General features: G+C 37.5%; 15 protein-coding genes. 1 reads left to right on the forward strand and 14 read right to left on the reverse strand.

Features of this window, described 5'->3' with window-relative positions:
- Nucleotide 1: 1 nt before the first annotated feature.
- The 13 genes from rpe to MKY78_RS00455 all read right to left on the reverse strand — a co-directional run bounded on the left by rpe (nt 2) and on the right by MKY78_RS00455 (nt 15,639).
- A complete protein-coding gene (gene rpe / locus MKY78_RS00395; protein ID WP_211741504.1) occupies nt 2-658 on the reverse strand; it encodes a ribulose-phosphate 3-epimerase in 657 nt (218 codons plus the stop codon).
- Between the two features lies 1 nt (nt 659).
- On the reverse strand, nt 660-1,541 hold the full coding sequence (rsgA, locus tag MKY78_RS00400) for a ribosome small subunit-dependent GTPase A (RefSeq protein WP_339215384.1): 882 nt from the start codon (nt 1,539-1,541) through the stop codon (nt 660-662).
- Nucleotides 1,542-3,563, reverse strand: coding sequence for a Stk1 family PASTA domain-containing Ser/Thr kinase (gene pknB, locus MKY78_RS00405; RefSeq protein ID WP_211741506.1), 2,022 nt, complete (start codon nt 3,561-3,563; stop codon nt 1,542-1,544). It lies immediately after the preceding gene.
- The gene (locus MKY78_RS00410; protein WP_211741507.1) at nt 3,557-4,318 is read right to left on the reverse strand and encodes a Stp1/IreP family PP2C-type Ser/Thr phosphatase; all 762 of its coding nucleotides are present in this window, start codon (nt 4,316-4,318) and stop codon (nt 3,557-3,559) included. The genes pknB and MKY78_RS00410 overlap by 7 nt, the downstream gene beginning before the upstream one ends.
- Nucleotides 4,319-4,439: 121 nt before the next feature.
- Entirely contained in the window at nt 4,440-5,789 is a 1,350-nt protein-coding gene (rsmB, locus tag MKY78_RS00415; protein WP_339215385.1) for a 16S rRNA (cytosine(967)-C(5))-methyltransferase RsmB, read from the reverse strand.
- A 1-nt stretch (nt 5,790) separates the two neighbouring features.
- Entirely contained in the window at nt 5,791-6,732 is a 942-nt protein-coding gene (gene fmt, locus MKY78_RS00420) for a methionyl-tRNA formyltransferase (protein ID WP_339215386.1), read from the reverse strand.
- Nucleotides 6,733-6,746: 14 nt separating this feature from the next.
- A complete protein-coding gene (gene priA / locus MKY78_RS00425; protein WP_339215388.1) occupies nt 6,747-9,155 on the reverse strand; it encodes a primosomal protein N' in 2,409 nt (802 codons plus the stop codon).
- Nucleotides 9,152-10,363, reverse strand: a complete 1,212-nt coding sequence (gene coaBC / locus MKY78_RS00430; RefSeq protein ID WP_339215390.1) for a bifunctional phosphopantothenoylcysteine decarboxylase/phosphopantothenate--cysteine ligase CoaBC — start codon at nt 10,361-10,363, stop codon at nt 9,152-9,154. The genes priA and coaBC overlap by 4 nt, the downstream gene beginning before the upstream one ends.
- A gap of 107 nt (nt 10,364-10,470) precedes the next feature.
- Nucleotides 10,471-10,671, reverse strand: a complete 201-nt coding sequence (gene rpoZ / locus MKY78_RS00435) for a DNA-directed RNA polymerase subunit omega (protein WP_186868621.1) — start codon at nt 10,669-10,671, stop codon at nt 10,471-10,473.
- Complete coding sequence (gmk, locus tag MKY78_RS00440) at nt 10,668-11,288, reverse strand: guanylate kinase (RefSeq protein ID WP_211741512.1); 621 nt, start codon at nt 11,286-11,288, stop codon at nt 10,668-10,670. The genes rpoZ and gmk overlap by 4 nt, the downstream gene beginning before the upstream one ends.
- A 25-nt stretch (nt 11,289-11,313) precedes the next feature.
- Nucleotides 11,314-11,574: a DUF370 domain-containing protein gene (locus MKY78_RS00445; protein ID WP_186868619.1), complete on the reverse strand. Its 261-nt coding sequence runs from the start codon at nt 11,572-11,574 to the stop codon at nt 11,314-11,316.
- A gap of 73 nt (nt 11,575-11,647) precedes the next feature.
- Complete coding sequence (locus MKY78_RS00450) at nt 11,648-12,535, reverse strand: YicC/YloC family endoribonuclease (protein WP_339215393.1); 888 nt, start codon at nt 12,533-12,535, stop codon at nt 11,648-11,650.
- 446 nt (nt 12,536-12,981) lie between these two features.
- Nucleotides 12,982-15,639 carry a calcium-translocating P-type ATPase, SERCA-type gene (locus tag MKY78_RS00455; protein ID WP_186868617.1) on the reverse strand — a complete coding sequence of 886 codons (2,658 nt, stop codon included), beginning with the start codon at nt 15,637-15,639 and terminating at the stop codon, nt 12,982-12,984.
- Nucleotides 15,640-15,753: 114 nt separating this feature from the next.
- On the opposite strand from MKY78_RS00455, the gene MKY78_RS00460 reads away from it, so the two are divergent.
- The gene (locus tag MKY78_RS00460; protein WP_339215395.1) at nt 15,754-17,457 is read left to right on the forward strand and encodes an NFACT RNA binding domain-containing protein; all 1,704 of its coding nucleotides are present in this window, start codon (nt 15,754-15,756) and stop codon (nt 17,455-17,457) included.
- A 228-nt stretch (nt 17,458-17,685) separates the two neighbouring features.
- On the opposite strand, the gene MKY78_RS00465 is transcribed toward MKY78_RS00460, so the two are convergent.
- On the reverse strand, nt 17,686-18,546 hold the full coding sequence (locus MKY78_RS00465; protein WP_186868615.1) for a LysR family transcriptional regulator: 861 nt from the start codon (nt 18,544-18,546) through the stop codon (nt 17,686-17,688).
- Nucleotides 18,547-18,553 lie beyond the last annotated feature (7 nt).

The raw sequence follows: 18,553 nt of genomic DNA on the forward strand, positions 1-18,553 counted from the left end.
TCTACATTTCACATGCTTTACGAATATCTAATATTGCTTTTGTCCGATCCTCTTGATTAAACACTGCACTACCTGCCACTAACACATCTGCTCCAGCATCAACACATTGTTTCGCTGTCGATACATTTACTCCACCATCAACCTCAATTTCAAACGTATAGCCATTTTCTTCACGCCATGTTGCTATTTGCTTAATCTTTTTTAACGTTGATTCAATAAACGACTGACCACCAAATCCAGGGTTCACAGTCATAATTAACACTAAGTCCACATCACCTAATACATCACGAATCATTTCTGCAGGTGTACCTGGATTAATGACAACCCCTGCCTTTACATTATTTGCTTTAATTAATTGGATTGTTCGATGTAAATGGACACTAGCCTCCTGATGAACCGTAATAATCGATGCTCCAGCCTTTACAAAAGCAGGAATATATTGATCTGGATTTTCTATCATGAGGTGAACATCTAACGGTAATTTCGTTGTTGGCTTAATAGCTTCCACAATCAATGGACCAATCGTTATATTGGGTACAAAGTGACCATCCATGACGTCAACATGAATATAGTCTGCATTCCCTTTTTCCACATCTTTTATTTCTTCCCCTAATTTTGCAAAGTCTGCTGATAATATAGATGGTGCTATTTTTACCATGTTAATACCTCGGCTTTCGTGTTTGTATTTCTTCCAAAAAACTGATGTAATGGTCATACCGATATTTTGGAAGTTCTCCGTTTTCTACTGCATCTTTTACTGCGCATTTTGGTTCTTTTGCGTGTAAACATCCCCTAAATTTACAGTATTCCTTCCTTTCACGCATTTCAGGGAAGCAATCCGACAACTCTTCTGCTTCAATCTCATCAAAATCCAACGCGCTAAATCCTGGGGTATCCGCAACTAACCCATAATTAATTTCAATTAATTCGACATGTCTAGTCGTATGTTTCCCTCGTCCGAGACTTTTGGAAATATCCGCTGTTTTTAATTGCGTGTCAGGACTTAATACATTAATTAAAGAAGATTTTCCTACTCCAGATTGTCCAGCAATTACAGTGACGTGGTCTTGTAAATAGCCTTGTATTCGCTCAGAATCCATCGTTTTCTTAGTAGAAAACAGCTCTGTCCTATACCCTATTGCTTCATAGTCTGCTTGATATTTTTGAATGACCTGTAATTGTTCTTCTGTAAGGAGGTCTATTTTCGTAATAAAGATAATGGGTTGAATACCCTTTGCCTCAATTAATACTAAGAACCGGTCCAGTAAGGTCGAACTAAATTCCGGCTCGATTGCGGAGCTGACTATAATGGCTTGGCTAATGTTCGCAATAGGAGGACGAATTAATTCATTCGTCCTTGGTTTTATTTCCGTAATATAGCCTTCTTTATCCTCACGAATATCAAAGGATACAAAGTCACCTACAAGTGGTGTAATATTCTTTTTACGGAATACTCCTCTACCTTTACATTGAAATATATCCTTAGTTGTTTGTACATAGTAGAAGCCACTCAAAGCTTTAATTATTCTGCCCTCTGGCATTTATTCACCCTCTTCATATGAAATCGTCTCATCATAAATTACTTCATTATCACGCATTACTCGATACCTCGCCTGACTTTTCTGTTCAATCATTAAGTCTATATTTATTTCGGTATCTTCCGTGATTGACATTTCTTCATTAGCAACCGTTATATCAGGATTGTTCATATCCTGTATATAAATGGTAATTACTTGTTGTATCGGTTCATTGTTTTCCTCTTCCTCCAACGTATATTCAATTGGAAGTGTCACGGAATAGGATCTTGGAGGTAATATTTCTGGACCGATAGAGAAATAGACATTTACTTTATCACCTTGATTTAATTCTGTTTTAGCTCTAGGGTCTTGTCTAATAACCTGACCTTCTGGTACGGTATCTGAGTACTCCTCATGAGGCTCCATTATTAACCCTTTTGCTTCAAGATATCCTCTCGCCTCTTCTCTAGTTAATCCAGTAAGATTATCCAGTTCGATAGGTTCTTTCCCTTTACTAACTTCAAAAATAACTGTCGTTTCTTCCGGAACTACCTCATCTCCAGGATCTGGCTGAGTTTGCTTGATAATGACACCAGCAGGTTCGTCCGAAAACACCTCATAAATTTGCGGTGGCTTATATCCTTTTTCTTCCAGTAATCGTTCGACATCTCCAATTTGTCTACCAACATAATCGCCAAACATATCTTTTGCTTTACCTTCACTAACATAAACGGTTATCGTTTGTCCTTCTTTAATCGTTCGACCTGGTCTTGGATTTGTTTTGACGACTTTTCCTTCCTCTATTTCATCATGAGGCATATCTTCCCTTTCGACAACTAAGTTAAGGGCTTCTAATTCATCTTCTACTTCACTAAATTCTTGACCGATTATATCCTCTGGTATCGTAACATCCTTCGGTTTCGTTAGTCCAGGAACGATAAACAGAAGGGTAGCCACGATTAACAAAAGCAAAAAGGATAGAATAGAAATAATAAGTATTTTTTTCTTATTGCGCTTTTTCTTTGTTTTTCCTTTTGCTGTAGAAGTGCTTTTGCCTTTTCCCTTTGACTTCTCTTTATCTTCTACCTTCTTTGTTTCAGCATTTGCCTGATGAACAATCGTATCATGATGGATATTTTCAAGTTGGTTCTCCGTAATAATTGGGATAGCTTTAGTTTCTTCTCCTATTTCTGTTGGTGGAGTGAATTTAGGTTCGTCCAACCTATCAGGAGAAAGTGCCAATTCCAAATTATCTTCCATATCATAAACGGTTTCAAATCGATGAAAAGGATCCTTCGCTGTCGCTTTAAGTACGATATTCTCGACACTTTGTGGAACCTCAGGGCTAAACCTACGAACGGATGGTGTTTCACTTTGTAAATGTTTCAGTGCAATGGAAACCGGGGATTGTCCAGAAAAAGGCAATCTACCGGTAAGCATTTCAAAAAATACGATACCTAATGAATAGATGTCTGATTTTTTCGTAGCCATTCCGCCTCTTGCCTGTTCAGGAGACAAATAGTGTACAGAACCTAATACAGAATTAGTTTGCGTTAATGATGTTGCACTTAACGCCATCGCAATACCAAAGTCTGTAACTTTAATATGACCATATGTATCAATTAAGATATTTTGCGGTTTTATGTCACGATGAACAATTCCATTCTCATGAGCGTGAGATATAGCTGCTGTGATTTGCTTCATAATTTCGATTGCTTCAGGTACATCGATCGGACCATACCGCTGAATAAATTCTTTTAATGTCATCCCATCCACATATTCCATCACCATATACAAAATTTGGTCCTCTTCACCAACATCATAAATGGTTACGACATTCGGATGTGACAGGCTCGTGGCAGACTGTGCTTCACGATCAAATCTAGCAATAAATTCTTCATCATTGGCATATTCCAATCGCAGCACTTTTATAGCTACTTTTCGATCTAATATAATGTCTTCGGCTAGGTAGACGTCTGCCATTCCGCCTCCGCCAATTTTTTCTTTTATTTGGTAACGCTCACTAAGCAAACGACCATTTAGCATGGTGGTTCACCTTCTTCCAACGATGCTTCATGCTGTATGATGATAAGAGAAACATTATCCTCCCCACCACGTTCATTTGCTAAATCAACTAATCGTTTGCCAACCTCTTCAATATCTTCAGTAGACTTTAAATAATCAGCAAGCTCTCCGTCATGTACTTTATCTGTTAAACCATCTGAGCACAATAATAGTCTGTCTCCAGCTTCCCAATTAATGGTTTGGATATCAGGTTCAACTAATTCATTCGTTCCTAAAGCTCTAAGGACAACATTTTTTCTCGGGTGGTACATCGCGTCATCCTTTGAAATTTGTCCCGATTGAACAAGTGCATTGACTAACGAGTGGTCTTCTGTAATTTGTTTAAATCTAAAATCGTTGAATAAGTAGCATCTACTATCACCAATATGAGCAACCGTAATAAATTCCCCTGTACAGACAGCAACAACAACAGTAGTGCCCATACCTTGGCATTCTTCCTTTTCTAGTGATAGTTGATATATAGACGTATTTGCATCCAGTAGAGATTGTTGTAACCATTCTTCTACTTCCTCTGGGGAATCAAAGCCTTTAATTTCTTTCCATTTCTTCTCCAAAATGGTCGTCGCCATATCACTTGCAACATCTCCTGCTTGATGGCCACCCATACCATCAGCAATAATTGCCAGATATTGTCCGTGACTGTTTGAGAATATTCCACCAGAGTCTTCATTATGTGCTCTCACTTGACCACGATCCGTCAAAAAATGTCCTTCCATTTCTACCACCCCTTTTCCTTAGCATCATTCTACTTTTGTACATAAGTATTACACACTTTTCAAATTAAGAATATCCTTTTCTAGTACTTTATACTGTCAGCATATCCATTCTAATTATTTTTTAAGATTTTTTAACCATTCTAGTTAAGAAAAAACCGTCTGTTTGATAGCTTTGTGGAAAAATCTGTAACCCATATTGTGTAATACCTGGTGAAGCGTTTAATTCAGTAGGCAAGTCCTCATAAAACCGCTCATCGATTTGGTAATTATTATTTTCTCTTAAAAAATCTTTCACTACTTCTTCATTTTCTCCAGGATCCACCGTACAAGTACTATATACTAATAGCCCACCAGGCTTTAGCAATGGAGCAACGGTTGATAAAATATCCTTTTGAATGATAGCAAGTCTTTCAATGTCTTCTTCACTTTTATTATACTTTATATCTGGTTTGCCTCTCATAACACCTAAACCAGAGCACGGCGCATCTACTAATATACGATCGAAGGTTTCTGGTTTATATCGTTCTGCTAATTTCCGAGCATCTAGTTGTTCAGCTTTGATATTGGTCAGATTTAATACTTGTGCCTTCTCTTCTATAAGCTTTATTTTTTTCTTATGCAAGTCATGGGCATACACAACGCCATTATTCTGCATCTTTTCCGCTATATGAGTGGCCTTCCCACCAGGAGCACTACAGGCATCTAGTACGGTTTGACCTGGCATAGCCTGCATTATTTCACCAACTAGCATCGAACTTTGGTCTTGAATCGTAGCCATTCCTTCCATAAACAAGGAAGATTTTAAAACATTTCCTTTTTGTACGATAATTCCTTGTTCAGAAAACGGTGAAGTTGAAACAACATAGCCCTCATCCTCTAATTGTTTCATTGCTTCGACTCTTGAAATTTTCATCGGTTGAATCCGTATCGAAATAGGCTTATGTTGTAAATTCGCTTCACACATTTCTTTTGTCGTCTCATAGCCATAATGATCTATCCAGCGTTTGACCAACCATTCTGGATGACTTGTGGCAATACTTAAACGCTTTGTAGGATCCTCTATGGTTTCAATTTTTGGGACACCGTTCCGTTGTATATTCCGAAGAACAGCATTGACTAAGGAGGCTATTCCTTTGTGGCCTCTTTGCTTAGCTATTTCAACCGCTTCATGAATAATAGCATGGTCTGGAACTTTATCTAAATACACCATTTGATAAATAGACATCCTTAACAGCATACGAACCCATAGTGATAGCTTTTTCTTTTTATCAATAAAAGAATCGATATAAAAGTCCAATGTCATTTTATATTGAATGGTTCCGTAAACAAGCTCTGTTAATAAACCCTCATCCTTTTGTGATATATGCTTAGCATTGATCTCATGACTTATTAATAGATGACTATAACCACTATCTTGTTCAATTCTCATTAATAATTCTATTGCTGTATTTCTAAGAAGATATTTTTCCATATTATTCACCCATTTTAATACCGATTTGGATTCGATCACTGGAGCCTTGTAAATAATCTTTTACAGTCATTCGTTTCTTCCCAGCTGGCTGTATTTCGGTAATTCGTATTCCTTTCTGATTTCCACACACAACAATAAAAGCTTCATCATTCTCTTTCGCCACAATCTCACCTGGCTCCCCATTAAGAACCTGCTCTACTGGTTCACCCCACCATATTTTCATGGTTTGATTAGCATAGGTCGTAAAGGCAACTGGCCATGGATGAAGACCACGTATTTGATTATAAATTTCGGTATGTGATTGATGCCAGTTAATCTTTTCTTGTTCACGTTTTATATTCGATGCAAAACTAGCCTTGGAGTCGTCTTGTTTAATTGGTTGAATTTGTCCTCTAAACAAGTTGGGCAATGTTTCCATTAATAATTGTGCACCAACGACGGAAAGCTTATCATGTAGTGAACCTACATGGTCTTCTAATTCAATCGGAATACTTCTTTGAGTAAGGATATCGCCAGCATCTAATTTTTCAGCCATGTACATGATGGTGATCCCTGTCTCCTTCTTGCCTTGCATAATGGCATAATGTATTGGTGCACCACCACGTAATTCAGGAAGTAAGGAGGCATGGACATTAATACAGCCATATTGTGGACCTTCCAGAAGCTCATTCGGTAAAATTTGACCATATGCAGCAGTCACAATAATATCCGGTTTTACATCTAAGATTGGTTGATAATCATGGCGAATTTTCTCCGGTTGAAAAACAGGTATACCATGTGTTTCTGCTTCTACTTTTACAGCTGGAGGAGTTATAACCTTTTTTCTCCCTTTTGGTCGATCTGGTTGCGTTACGACAAGAACGACTTCATATTCCGATTGAACAAGTTCTCTTAATATAGGGACAGAAAAATCTGGTGTTCCCATAAAAACGATTCGTTTCATAACATTACCTCTTTCTACATCAGGTGATATGGTTGCATATCGATTGTAATTAATAAGTCCTCTTTGCGAGCTTCATCCGCAAATTGGTCGATTATCTTTTTTAAATACTTTCTTAAGTTAGGTTCATTTCTGTATTTTATCATGCATTGATAGCGATATCTATCTTTGATCCTAGTTATTGGTGACGCGGTCGGCCCGAGTACAACGGTTTCCTCATTTACAACTTTTAGAAGTAATTGAACAATTCGTTGTGTAATTTGTACCACCTTCACGTGATTGGGATGGGAAACAGTTACCAATGCTAGATATACATATGGAGGATAGCGAAATGTCTTTCTTATTTGCATTTCTCGTAAAAAGAATTGATTAAAATCATATTCACTTGCGAGTTGAATACTATAATGATCTGGTGTATAGGATTGTACGATTACTTGTCCAGGAAGCTCATGTCTACCAGCTCTACCACTAACCTGTGTTAATAGTTGAAATGTCTTTTCACTTGAACGAAAGTCCGGTAAATGCAGCATAGAATCTGCGGTTAACACACCTACCAACGTCACGTTGGCAAAATCTAACCCTTTGGCAATCATTTGTGTTCCTAATAATATATCTGCTTCTTTATTGGCAAAGCTTTTAAGCAGTCTTTCATGCGCTCCTTTTTTTCTCGTAGTGTCCACATCCATCCGAATAACTCTAGCATGGGGCATTAACTCATGTAACGATTCCTCCACACGCTGTGTCCCTGTTCCGAAATATCGGATAGCATCACTAGTACATTCCGGGCATTGATTTGGCATTGGTTCCTCAAACGAACAGTAGTGACATTTTAATTGATTTGATCGTTTATGATAGGTCAGTGCGATATCACAATGTGGACATTGCTTTACATGACCACAATCTCGGCACATCACAAAAGTAGAATACCCTCTTCGGTTCAGCAATAGAACAACTTGTTCCCCGCGATTGATTGCACTTTCCATACTTTCTTTTAACCTAGTAGAAAACATAGAACGATTCCCGTTATGCAATTCCTCTCGCATATCGACAATTTCGATATCTGGCATTTCCTGTTTGTTAGTACGTTCGCTAAGGGTAGCAAGTTGGTATACGCCCCTTTTTGCTCGGGCATAGGATTCTAATGTTGGTGTTGCACTACCTAGTACTACCGGACAATGATGATATTGTCCACGTTTTATGGCAACATCTCTTGCATGGTAGCGTGGTTGATCCTCTTGTTTATATGTCGTTTCATGCTCTTCATCGATAATAATAATTCCTAGATTTTCAAACGGTGCAAATATTGCTGACCTAGCACCTACTACGACCTTAACCTTTTTAGATTGGATTTTACGCCATTCATCATATTTTTCCCCGTTAGACAACGCACTGTGCATAACAGCGACTTTTTCCCCAAAGCGTCCTTTGAACCGACTAACCATTTGTGGGGTAAGGGAAATTTCCGGAACTAATACAATAGCTTCTTTACCCTGTTCTAAAACTTCTTGAATTGCTTGTAAGTAAATTTCTGTTTTTCCACTACCGGTCACCCCATGAACTAAAAATACATCATGTTCTTTTTGCTGTATTTTTCTATTGATAGGTTCTAGTGCTTTCTCCTGTTGTTCTGTTAACGTAAGTGGATACGTTTTTTGAAAGGAGGCCTCCTCATAAGGATTACGGTATACCTCTTTTTTATACTCTCTTAATAACTGTTTTTCGAGTAACGCCCTTATTACGGTTCGGTTTGTATTCGTTAATTTAAAGAGCTTACTTTGTTCTATTGGTTCAGGAAATTCTATAAAATACGAAAGAACTTGCTTTTGCTTTTTGGCATTATGTGATAGATCCATGAACGCCTCTTCTAATAAATAAGTCTCTTTATTCGGTTCAATATAGGTCACTTGCCTTTTCGTAACCTTTGACTTTACGACATAATTAATGGAAATCGTTGTATCCTGAATGGCTCGCTGTAATTTTGAGTATGGAATGCTAGAATGCTCAAATTCTTCAAAACCTATCACATCTCTGCCAGCAAAGAGGTCCTCCATTTCCGGAATGAGAGGTTCTTCTGTGTTTCGTATTAATTCTTTCTTATATTGTGCTTTTAAAACTTGTGGAAGCATGGCTTGATAAGCTGTAATATATAATGTTAACGTATCTTCCGCAACCCATTTTCCTAATTCTAGTAATTCTTTAGTAAGAACCGGCTGGATATCTAATACGTCAAGAATTGGTTTAAGCTTATTAAATTCGGATTCTTCCTTTATTGCTACAACAAATCCGGTTATCTTTCTAGGACCAAAAGGAACAATAACGCGCATTCCTTCTTTGATAATATCTTGAAACCGTTCAGGAACAAGGTAATCAAATGTCTGATTGATTGTTTTTGCCTGGACATCCACTATAACCTTCGCAATACTCACGCCTTCTCATCCTTCATATCACGTAATATATATTGCAATATTTGGATTGCTACTTCTTTCTTTGATGCTTTTGGAATTTTGTATTCCTCTAAGTTTTTATTTAAATACGTCACGATATTTGTATCACTACCAAACCCTGCTCCCTGTTGTGATACATTATTCAACACGATGGCATCTAAATTCTTTCGTTTCAACTTATCCTGTCCATATTCTTGTAACTTTTGTGTTTCGGCAGCAAAGCCTACCAGATATTGATTTGTCTTCATTTCTCCAAGTGCTTTTAAAATATCTTTCGTTCGCTCTAATTCTATATGTAGATTACCGTCTTGCTTTTTCATTTTTTCCTCATAAGTAACTTTGGGACGGTAATCCGCGACAGCGGCTGCTTTAATTACAATATCTTGCTCTCGAAAATTATCCATCATTGCTTGATACATATCTTCAGCAGTGGTGACATGAACCAATTTAATGGATCCTACTCCTGATTCTAATTGGATATGAACTGGTCCAGACACTAAGGTTACATCAGCTCCTAATTCATAGGCTGCTTCTGCTAATTTATACCCCATTTTCCCTGTAGATCGATTAGAAAAGAATCTAACTGGGTCTACCTTTTCCCTTGTTGGTCCAGCAGATATTAATACTTTTTTGCCAGCTAATAACCTAGTATCTTGTTGATGGGCTTTAATTACTTCAATGATTGTTTCTGGCTCCTCTAGTCTGCCTTTTCCAATCCAGCCACACGCAAGGTACCCTGCACCTGGCTCAATAAAATGATAACCATACTCTGTTAAGGTTTGCATATTTTTGATTACTGCAGGATGCTCATACATATGGACATTCATCGCTGGTGCAATATAGACTTCCGCTTTAGTAGCAAGTATGGTAGTGGATAACATATCGTCCGCTATGCCATTTGCTATCTTGCCAATTACATTTGCTGTGGCAGGTGCTAGGACGATAATATCAGCCCAATCTGCTAGTTCAATATGAGCAATTTTTTTAGGATCTTTTTCATCAAATGTATCCGTATATACTGGATTACGTGATAAAGCTTGGAACGTAAGTGGCGATACGAACTTAGTTGCCGATTCTGTCATCATTACTTTAACATTAGCACCTTGTTGTGTTAATTTACTCGTTAAGGCACATGCCTTATAAGCCGCAATTCCACCTGAGACGCCTAGCAATATTTTTTTATTTCGCATAGTAACATACACCTTTCCAGTCATGAATAAATCTTCTAGTCTAGTTATACCATAATTTCGACATAAAAAATAATCCCTCGCATTTTACATGCAAGGGATTATCCGTTTTATTGTTCATCTTCTAATTTTAGTTCCTCTGCAGCAATCTCTTCTAGTGCCATACCAACAAATTTATGTGATTTTGGACTTTCAATTCGCAGGTTTTTTAATTCACGTAGCTGTCTAGCTCTTTTCGCAGATAATGTCACAAGGGAATATTTTGATTTTACCTTTTCTTGTAATTCATCAATAGACGGTTCTAACATCATGATAGTTCATCCTCCAATAACTTTTTATATTGTGCGGCAATGCGTTCTCTCTTACAATGTTCACTTTGAATAATGGATTGGATTTTATCGACTGCCTTGTCAACATCGTCATTCACCACAACATAATCATAGGCATCCATCATTTCAATTTCATTGCGCGCTTCCTTTAATCGATTAAGGATTACATCCTCTTCTTCTGTACCACGATTAGTTATTCTATTTTTTAATTCCTCTAAACTAGGAGGGAATAAGAAGATAAATACGCCTTCTGGGAAGTTCTGCTTTACTTGCATGGCACCTTGAACTTCAATTTCTAGAAACACATCATGCCCTTTATCCAATGTTTCCAATACATAGTCCTTAGGTGTACCATAATAATTATTGACAAATTTAGCATACTCTAACAGTTTTCCTTGTTCAATAAGTTTTTCAAACTCTTCATTTGTCTTATAAAAATAATCTACACCATCTACTTCACCAGGACGTTTTTCTCTAGTAGTCATAGATATCGAATAGCGTAATTCGGTTTTACGCTTAAAAACTTCTTTTCTAACAGTCCCTTTTCCTACACCAGATGGTCCTGAAAGAATAAATAAAATGCCTTTCTCTTCAATCAAGTTTTTTCCTCCTAATTACCCGTGTTTATTCATCAGCGATTTCTTCATGACTTAGTACTCGTTGGCCAACCGTTTCTGGTTGTACAGCAGAAAGCACTACATGATCACTGTCGGTAATAATAACCGCCCTTGTTCTTCTCCCATATGTAGCATCTACTAATTTATTGTTATCCCGTGCAACGGTGATAATTCTTTTTATTGGTGCTGATTCAGGTGATACAATCGATATTACTCTATTCGCTGAAACAACATTTCCAAAACCAATATTTATTAATTGTAAACCCAACTTGCCTTCCCCCTTAATCATTCTAAACTATTATATAGGCTTTTTTAGGAAAATAAAAGTGTCAGAAAAAGTTTTACTCCATGTTTTGAACTTGTTCTTTAATCTTTTCAATTTCGCTCTTTAAGCCTACGGTCCATTCTCCGATCTTGTGGTCATTTGATTTCGACCCAATCGTATTGGCCTCTCGATTCATTTCCTGTACGATGAAGTCGAGTTTTCTTCCTATTGGTTCATCGCTTTGACATAACTCTTTCATTTGGTCTAAATGACTATGTAGTCGTGTCAGCTCTTCGGTAATATCTCCCTTTTCTGCTAATAAGGCTATTTCCTGATGGATACGACCATCTTCTATTGAAATTTGGTTATTAACATATTCAGAAATACGTTTTTTTATACGTAAACGATATTCCTCGACAACCGCTTCTCTTCGTCCTTCTAACAATAGTACCATATCTCGAATAGTGGATACACGTTTCATAATATCATCGACTAAGTGCTTCCCTTCTTCTACACGCATTTCTACAACTTGCTGACAGGCCTGTTCTACATGAGTTAATAATTGTTCCTGAAGTTGACTTGGCTTTTCTTCATTTTCCTGAACTGTCATTAAGTCTGGGAGAACAGTCAACATAGAGAGGGGAATGTCACCAGGAAGCGAATAGCGATCCTTAGCGATTTGTAGTTGTTGCATATAGTGATCCATTAAATCCCAATCCGTAAGAATGGACTTATTAACAAAACCCTTTCCATCCATGTCGATATGTATTTCAATTCGGCCTCGATTAAAGTAAGATTTTATAATCCGTTTAATTTTATCTTCCAGGAATAAAAATGTTCTCGGATACTTTGGTACAATATCCAAAAATCGATGGTTTACCGATCTTATTTCTACTGTAATGGATGTATTCTCTAAATTGAATGTGCTTGTTCCATAACCAGTCATACTTTTCACCAAAAACATCACCTACTTCAATTAACTTATCATTAATTATAGCATATCTTGTTGTCATCCTACGATTATTGGACTTTGAATAGTGAATACAATTTGTGATGGAAGCAACTAATTCGAGGTTGAAATAGAACGGTAAAGTTACAGTACAAGCCAAATTATAAGCATTCTCTTTGCTCAAGAAATACAAAAAGAGGCCGGGGACAAAACGAAAACAAAGGTAATAAAAAACGAACCATCACCACATAGCCCCGGAAATATACGGAGACTCCTGTGTGAGGAAAGGCATCGGTGAGACCCTGGGGAGCTTTAGCTCTGAGGAGGCTCACCAGCCGCCCACGGAAGTAGTATATTTCCGGGGCGGATTTGATGCGCTAACTTTCATGTTCAGTTTATCCTCTGTTCGAATTCGTTTTGTCTAAAGCCTCTAAATATTAGACACTTTCCTTCTAGCTAAATTACTTCCTAGTAAAACCAAATAGGACAGTTGGTATTGCACCTAGACCTAAGATTAGCAACCAGTCACGTAATCCTAATGATACGGTATGGAATATCGGCTGTAATGGTGCCCAGTAGATAACGACTAATAATAGAAGGACTGAAGATAACACAGCTAGTACTAAATAGATATTCCCAAAAGGGTTTCGGTCAAAGACAGAAACTTCACTACGGCAGTCAAACACGTGAATTAACTGGGCCATAACTAGTGTTGTGAAAGCAACTGTTTGAGCATATACAAGGTTTTCAGGATTATTCTGGTACGTAACCATAAACGCAATTAGCGTAACGATACCAATTAAGATACCTCTTGTTATAATTTTATAACCTAAGCCCCTAGCAAAGACTCCTTCATTCGGACTTCTTGGCGTACGTTTCATCACATCATCTTCAGGCTTGTCTAAGCCAAGTGCCATCGCAGGTAATCCATCTGTTACAAGATTAACCCAAAGGATTTGTACTGGCACTAATGGTAGTGGCATACCTAATAACATAGCAAAGAGCATAACTAATATTTCTCCGACATTTGATGCCAATAAATAACGAATAAATTTTCGAATGTTCTCGTATATATTACGTCCCTCTTGAATAGCTGCTTTTATCGTAGCAAAGTTATCATCCATTAGAACGAGGGAAGAAGCTTCCTTCGTTACATCTGTACCACTAATTCCCATACTAATCCCAATATCACTAGCCTTAATGGCAGGTGCATCATTAACCCCATCCCCTGTCATCGCAACGATATGCCCTCGAGATTGAAACGCCTTTACAATTTTTAACTTATGCTCTGGGGTTACACGGGCGAATACATATACATCTTCAATTATATCTTCTAGTTCTTCCGTAGACATTTGATTTAGCTGACTGCCCTCTAATACCATTCCATCTTCCGGTAAAAGCTTAAGCTCTTTTGCAATTGCACGAGCTGTTTTTACATGATCCCCTGTAATCATAACCGTTTTAATACCAGCTTGGCGACATTCTTCTATTGCTGCTTTAACCTCTTTGCGAGGAGGATCTATCATGCCATACAAACCAATAAATGTTAAGTCTTTTTCAAGAAAAGCCGTTTCCAGTGACATTTCCTTAGATAAAGGCCTTATACTTATCGCAATGGTTCGTAATGCCTTGTTGGCCATTCCATCTATAGCACGTTCTATCTTGTCCTTATCCTGTTGCTTTAAAATTCTTCGATTGTCCTTGTCTAATACATAATTACAGCGTGGTAATAAAACATCTGGTGCACCCTTCGTAATTAGAAACCGCTGCCCATTATCATCATCAACCACTATACTCATTCGCTTGCGATCTGAATCAAAGGGGATTTCTTTCACAATATGAAAATTATCTCTACTTAAATGATTTAGACCAATTTTTCTAGCTGCAACTAATAATGCACCATCTGTTGGATCTCCATCAACCATGTATTTACCCTTTTTTACTTGTAGCTCCGCATTATTACATAACTGGCCGTATAGGAGCATCTTCTCTAAATTCGGATACTCATCCGTTAATTTCTTATTACCGAGTAAGAAGCTTCCTTCAATATCATACCCATCACCAGTAACGGTAATAGATTCGCCATTTACGTACATCTCCTTAACAGTCATTTGATTCTCTGTCATCGTTCCGGTTTTATCAGAACAAATAACCGAAGCACAGCCTAATGTTTCTACCGCGGATAATTTACGTACAATGGCTTTCTTGCGAATCATGCGTTGAACACCTAATGAAAGCGCAACGGTAACAATAGCAGGTAACCCTTCCGGAATTGCTGCAACCGCAAGCGATACCCCTGCAAGAAACATATTATAAACTGGATGACCTTGTATTACCCCAAGACCAACAACTAAGATAGTTAGTAATATAGCAACAACAATTAATATCTTTCCTAATTCTGCAAGCTTTCTCTCTAATGGGGTTGGAATTTTTTTCGTATTAGACATAAGAGAAGCAATTTGTCCCATTACCGTGTTCATACCAGTTCCTACAACTATTCCTATACCTGACCCACGGGTAACTAAGGTACCCATAAAACCCATATTTACTTGGTCTCCGGCATCAAGACCATCCCTAGTAATAGCAGTAGCATGTTTCATAACTGGTAAAGATTCTCCAGTTAATGCGGACTCCTCCGTTTCTAAGCTATTCGATTGCACGATGCGAATATCTGCCGGGATACGATCACCACTAGTCACTTTAACGACATCACCAACCACAAGCTCTCGTGATAAAACCCTTTCCCATTTTTGATCACGATAGACATGCGCTAATGGTGCAGACAATTCTTTAAGCTTTTCCAGTGACTTTTCTGCTTTTTGTTCTTGAAAAAATCCAATAACTCCATTGACTAATACAATGACCATAATCGCAATCGCATCAACAAATTCGCCTAACATACCTGCAATCAAAGTAGCAGCAAGTAAGATGAGTACCATAAAATCCTGAAATTGCTTTAAAAAAATTATCCACCTCGATTGCTTTTTGGCCGATTCCAAAACATTATAACCATACTGCTTATGCCGTTGATCCACTTGTTTTGAACTAAGCCCTCTATTGGTGGTTACTTGAAGCTTTTGTTCTACTTGTTCTACATCTAACTGATACCACTTTTTCATGACGCATTCCTCCACGCTTAACCTCTTTAGCATTTCAAAACGATAAATCTTATAGTGATATCTATGCAGACTTGTCCTATTTAATGCTATAATTTGGATTGTGAGGTGAGTCAAATGCCATTTGACGGAATAGTAACAAGAGCTGTGACAAAAGAATTGTCCGACACACTTGTCCCCGGAAAAATAACAAAAATATATCAACCTACGGATACGGAAATTATTATGACCATTCGTAGCCAAGGAAAAAATCATGTTTTATTATTATCGATTCATCCTACCTATTCACGAGTCCATCTTACAAAGGACTCTTTTCATAACCCTGCTGATGCACCAATGTTCTGTATGGTACTTAGAAAACACTTGTCTGGTGCTATCTTAGAAGCTATTGAACAGGATGGAATGGAAAGAATCGTAACATTCTCTATTAAAACGAGGAATGAAATCGGCGATATATCTTATAAAAAGCTGGTTATCGAATTAATGGGCAAACATAGTAATCTAATGCTTGTAGACAATGAAAAAGGACATATCATCGATAGCCTGAAGCATATTACAATAGCACAGAACCGACATCGAACCGTTCTACCTGGCTCTGTATATGTCCTACCACCACAGCAGGATAAGTTAAATCCATTAGAAGTAGATGGAGAGACATTTATTAGAAAACTTGACTTTAATGCTGGGAAACTAGATTCTCAAATCGTCCGATTATTTGTTGGATTTTCTCCATTTATAGCCAAGGAATTACTGAATCGTGTAAGCCTCGGTACTAATGAAAAATTCATGGAAGAATTTCTTAAACTTCAAGAGCAAATAGCTGATAACCGATATCAACCAGTGATTTACCGGGGAAGTAAAGAAGAATTCCACGTAATTGAAATGAACGATTTTCAAGGTGACAAAGAATATTTTTCAACAACGAACCAAATGCTTGATACATTTTATTCTGGAAAAGCAGAACGAGATCGAGTCAAACAACAAGCAAAAGACTTATATCGTTTCATTCAAAACGAACGGGATAAAAATGAACGGAAGCTAAAGAAACATGCTCGTACACTTAAAAAAGCAGAAAGTGCCGATAAATACCAAAAACTTGGGGAATTACTCACAGCGAATATGCATGTGGTAAAACAGGGAGATACTTCTGTAACCGTAATCGATTACTATGACCCGGAACAAGCCGAGGTTACAATTGATTTAAATCCGAACAAAACCCCAAGTGAGAATGCGCAAGGTTTCTTTAAAACCTATCAAAAATTGAAAACCTCTAAAGTGAAGGTAGAAGAGGAAATGGTCAAAACGAAGGAAGAAATCTCATACTTCGACCAGCTCTTGCAACAAATAGATGTTGCTGGAGTTGAGGATATAGAAGAAATCCGTGAAGAGCTTCGTGAAGAAGGCTATTTGAAAAAACAAAAAATCGGAAAGCGTAAGAATAAGCAATCGACACCTAAACCAGAAGAATATATCGCTTCCGATGGTACGACCATATTAGTTGGTAAAAATAATAAACAAAATGAATATTTAACAATGAAGCTTGCCCATAGGGATGAGATTTGGCTACACACGAAGGATATCCCAGGGTCCCATGTTGTGATTAGAGCAAAAGAACCAAGTGACGAAACCATAACAGAAGCAGCACAATTAGCGGCCTACTATAGCAAGTCGCAAAATTCTTCGTCTGTTCCGGTTGACTTTACAAAGGTTAGACATGTTAAAAAGCCAAACGGTTCTAAACCTGGCTTTGTTATTTATGATAATCAACGAACCATCTATGTTACACCAGATAAATCCGTAGTGGATAAATTAAAAAAATAATCTATCTTTTAGCATGTTAGCTAAAAAGAATGGATGAGAATATGTCAGAATTCTAGCAACCTGGTCGACCTGTTTCCTGATGGAGTCATTGAACCAGAAGTAGCTTCATACCGTTTCGTTCACTAAAATAACATAAAGGGAAAATGCGATGATTTATTCACATTTTCCCTTTACCTATTTATTGAAAGAACCTTCTATTAAAAATAATGATTATTCCTTAAGAAAAGCTTACAAGAATGTTTCTCTAGTTAGCATGTTAATAAATGCATTGACTTGCGGTAATTCTAGTATTCCTTCTTGATAAGACACCCAAGTATATCTCGTTACCGGCTCTCCATCCAGTTCTAACGCTACATTAGGGAACTCATCCATTAAGGAATCCGATACGCTTTTAGGAAGAACAGCCATACCAATCCCTTGTTTCATAAATTGCTTACATGTTTCTATTTGATCTACGGTCATAGTGCGTACAGGTTTAATTTGATGCTGATGATGATAAAGCCAATTATCCACTAATTCGTGCATACTATCATCACTTTTAAATGAAATCAACGGGCGTTCTTTTAAGGAATCCTTTGGAAATGGTTCTGTATCAAATATGTAAAGTGGATCATCGAACAAACGTATACTTGTGGATTCCTTCAGCTTTTCTCCACGTGTGATACATACATGATAATCCTTATGATTTCTTCGGATATCTTCACTAATCCCGGTTACGAGGTTAATGGTTACATTGGGATACAGATTGGTATATTCACCTAATATCTTTGGAAGGAACCGTTGACTGATGACAGATGAACAGGCAATGGATAAAGTACCATGTACTTCATTACTAGATTTCGACAGCCTATTCTTTAATAACTGCTCTTGTTTGATCACTTGTTTGGCATGATCTAAAATAATTTCCCCACTCGGTGTTAGCACAAGGCTTTTCGGTGTCCGAATGAAAATCATTTCCCCAAAATAATCCTCAATATACTTTAATCTCTGGGTAACAGCAGGCTGTGAGATAAGGATTGATTTTGCAGTACCCCTGATTGTTCCTATTTCATTTAGTTTTAAGAGTAATTCATAATCCTCAATTTTCATCGATAAC

This window comes from Ornithinibacillus sp. FSL M8-0202, from assembly GCF_037975285.1.
Taxonomy (GTDB): domain Bacteria; phylum Bacillota; class Bacilli; order Bacillales; family Amphibacillaceae; genus Ornithinibacillus; species Ornithinibacillus massiliensis.

Bases quoted from the DNA above. Each gene is read 5' to 3' on its own strand.
- rpe (WP_211741504.1), bottom strand. From the start codon at position 658: ATGGTAAAAATAGCACCATCTATATTATCAGCAGACTTTGCAAAATTA.
- rsgA (WP_339215384.1), bottom strand. From the start codon at position 1,541: ATGCCAGAGGGCAGAATAATTAAAGCTTTGAGTGGCTTCTACTATGTA.
- pknB (WP_211741506.1), bottom strand. From the start codon at position 3,563: ATGCTAAATGGTCGTTTGCTTAGTGAGCGTTACCAAATAAAAGAAAAA.
- MKY78_RS00410 (WP_211741507.1), bottom strand. From the start codon at position 4,318: ATGGAAGGACATTTTTTGACGGATCGTGGTCAAGTGAGAGCACATAAT.
- rsmB (WP_339215385.1), bottom strand. From the start codon at position 5,789: ATGGAAAAATATCTTCTTAGAAATACAGCAATAGAATTATTAATGAGA.
- fmt (WP_339215386.1), bottom strand. From the start codon at position 6,732: ATGAAACGAATCGTTTTTATGGGAACACCAGATTTTTCTGTCCCTATA.
- coaBC (WP_339215390.1), bottom strand. From the start codon at position 10,363: ATGCGAAATAAAAAAATATTGCTAGGCGTCTCAGGTGGAATTGCGGCT.
- rpoZ (WP_186868621.1), bottom strand. From the start codon at position 10,671: ATGATGTTAGAACCGTCTATTGATGAATTACAAGAAAAGGTAAAATCA.
- MKY78_RS00450 (WP_339215393.1), bottom strand. From the start codon at position 12,535: ATGTTTTTGGTGAAAAGTATGACTGGTTATGGAACAAGCACATTCAAT.
- MKY78_RS00455 (WP_186868617.1), bottom strand. From the start codon at position 15,639: ATGAAAAAGTGGTATCAGTTAGATGTAGAACAAGTAGAACAAAAGCTT.
- MKY78_RS00460 (WP_339215395.1), top strand. From the start codon at position 15,754: ATGCCATTTGACGGAATAGTAACAAGAGCTGTGACAAAAGAATTGTCC.
- MKY78_RS00465 (WP_186868615.1), bottom strand. From the start codon at position 18,546: ATGAAAATTGAGGATTATGAATTACTCTTAAAACTAAATGAAATAGGA.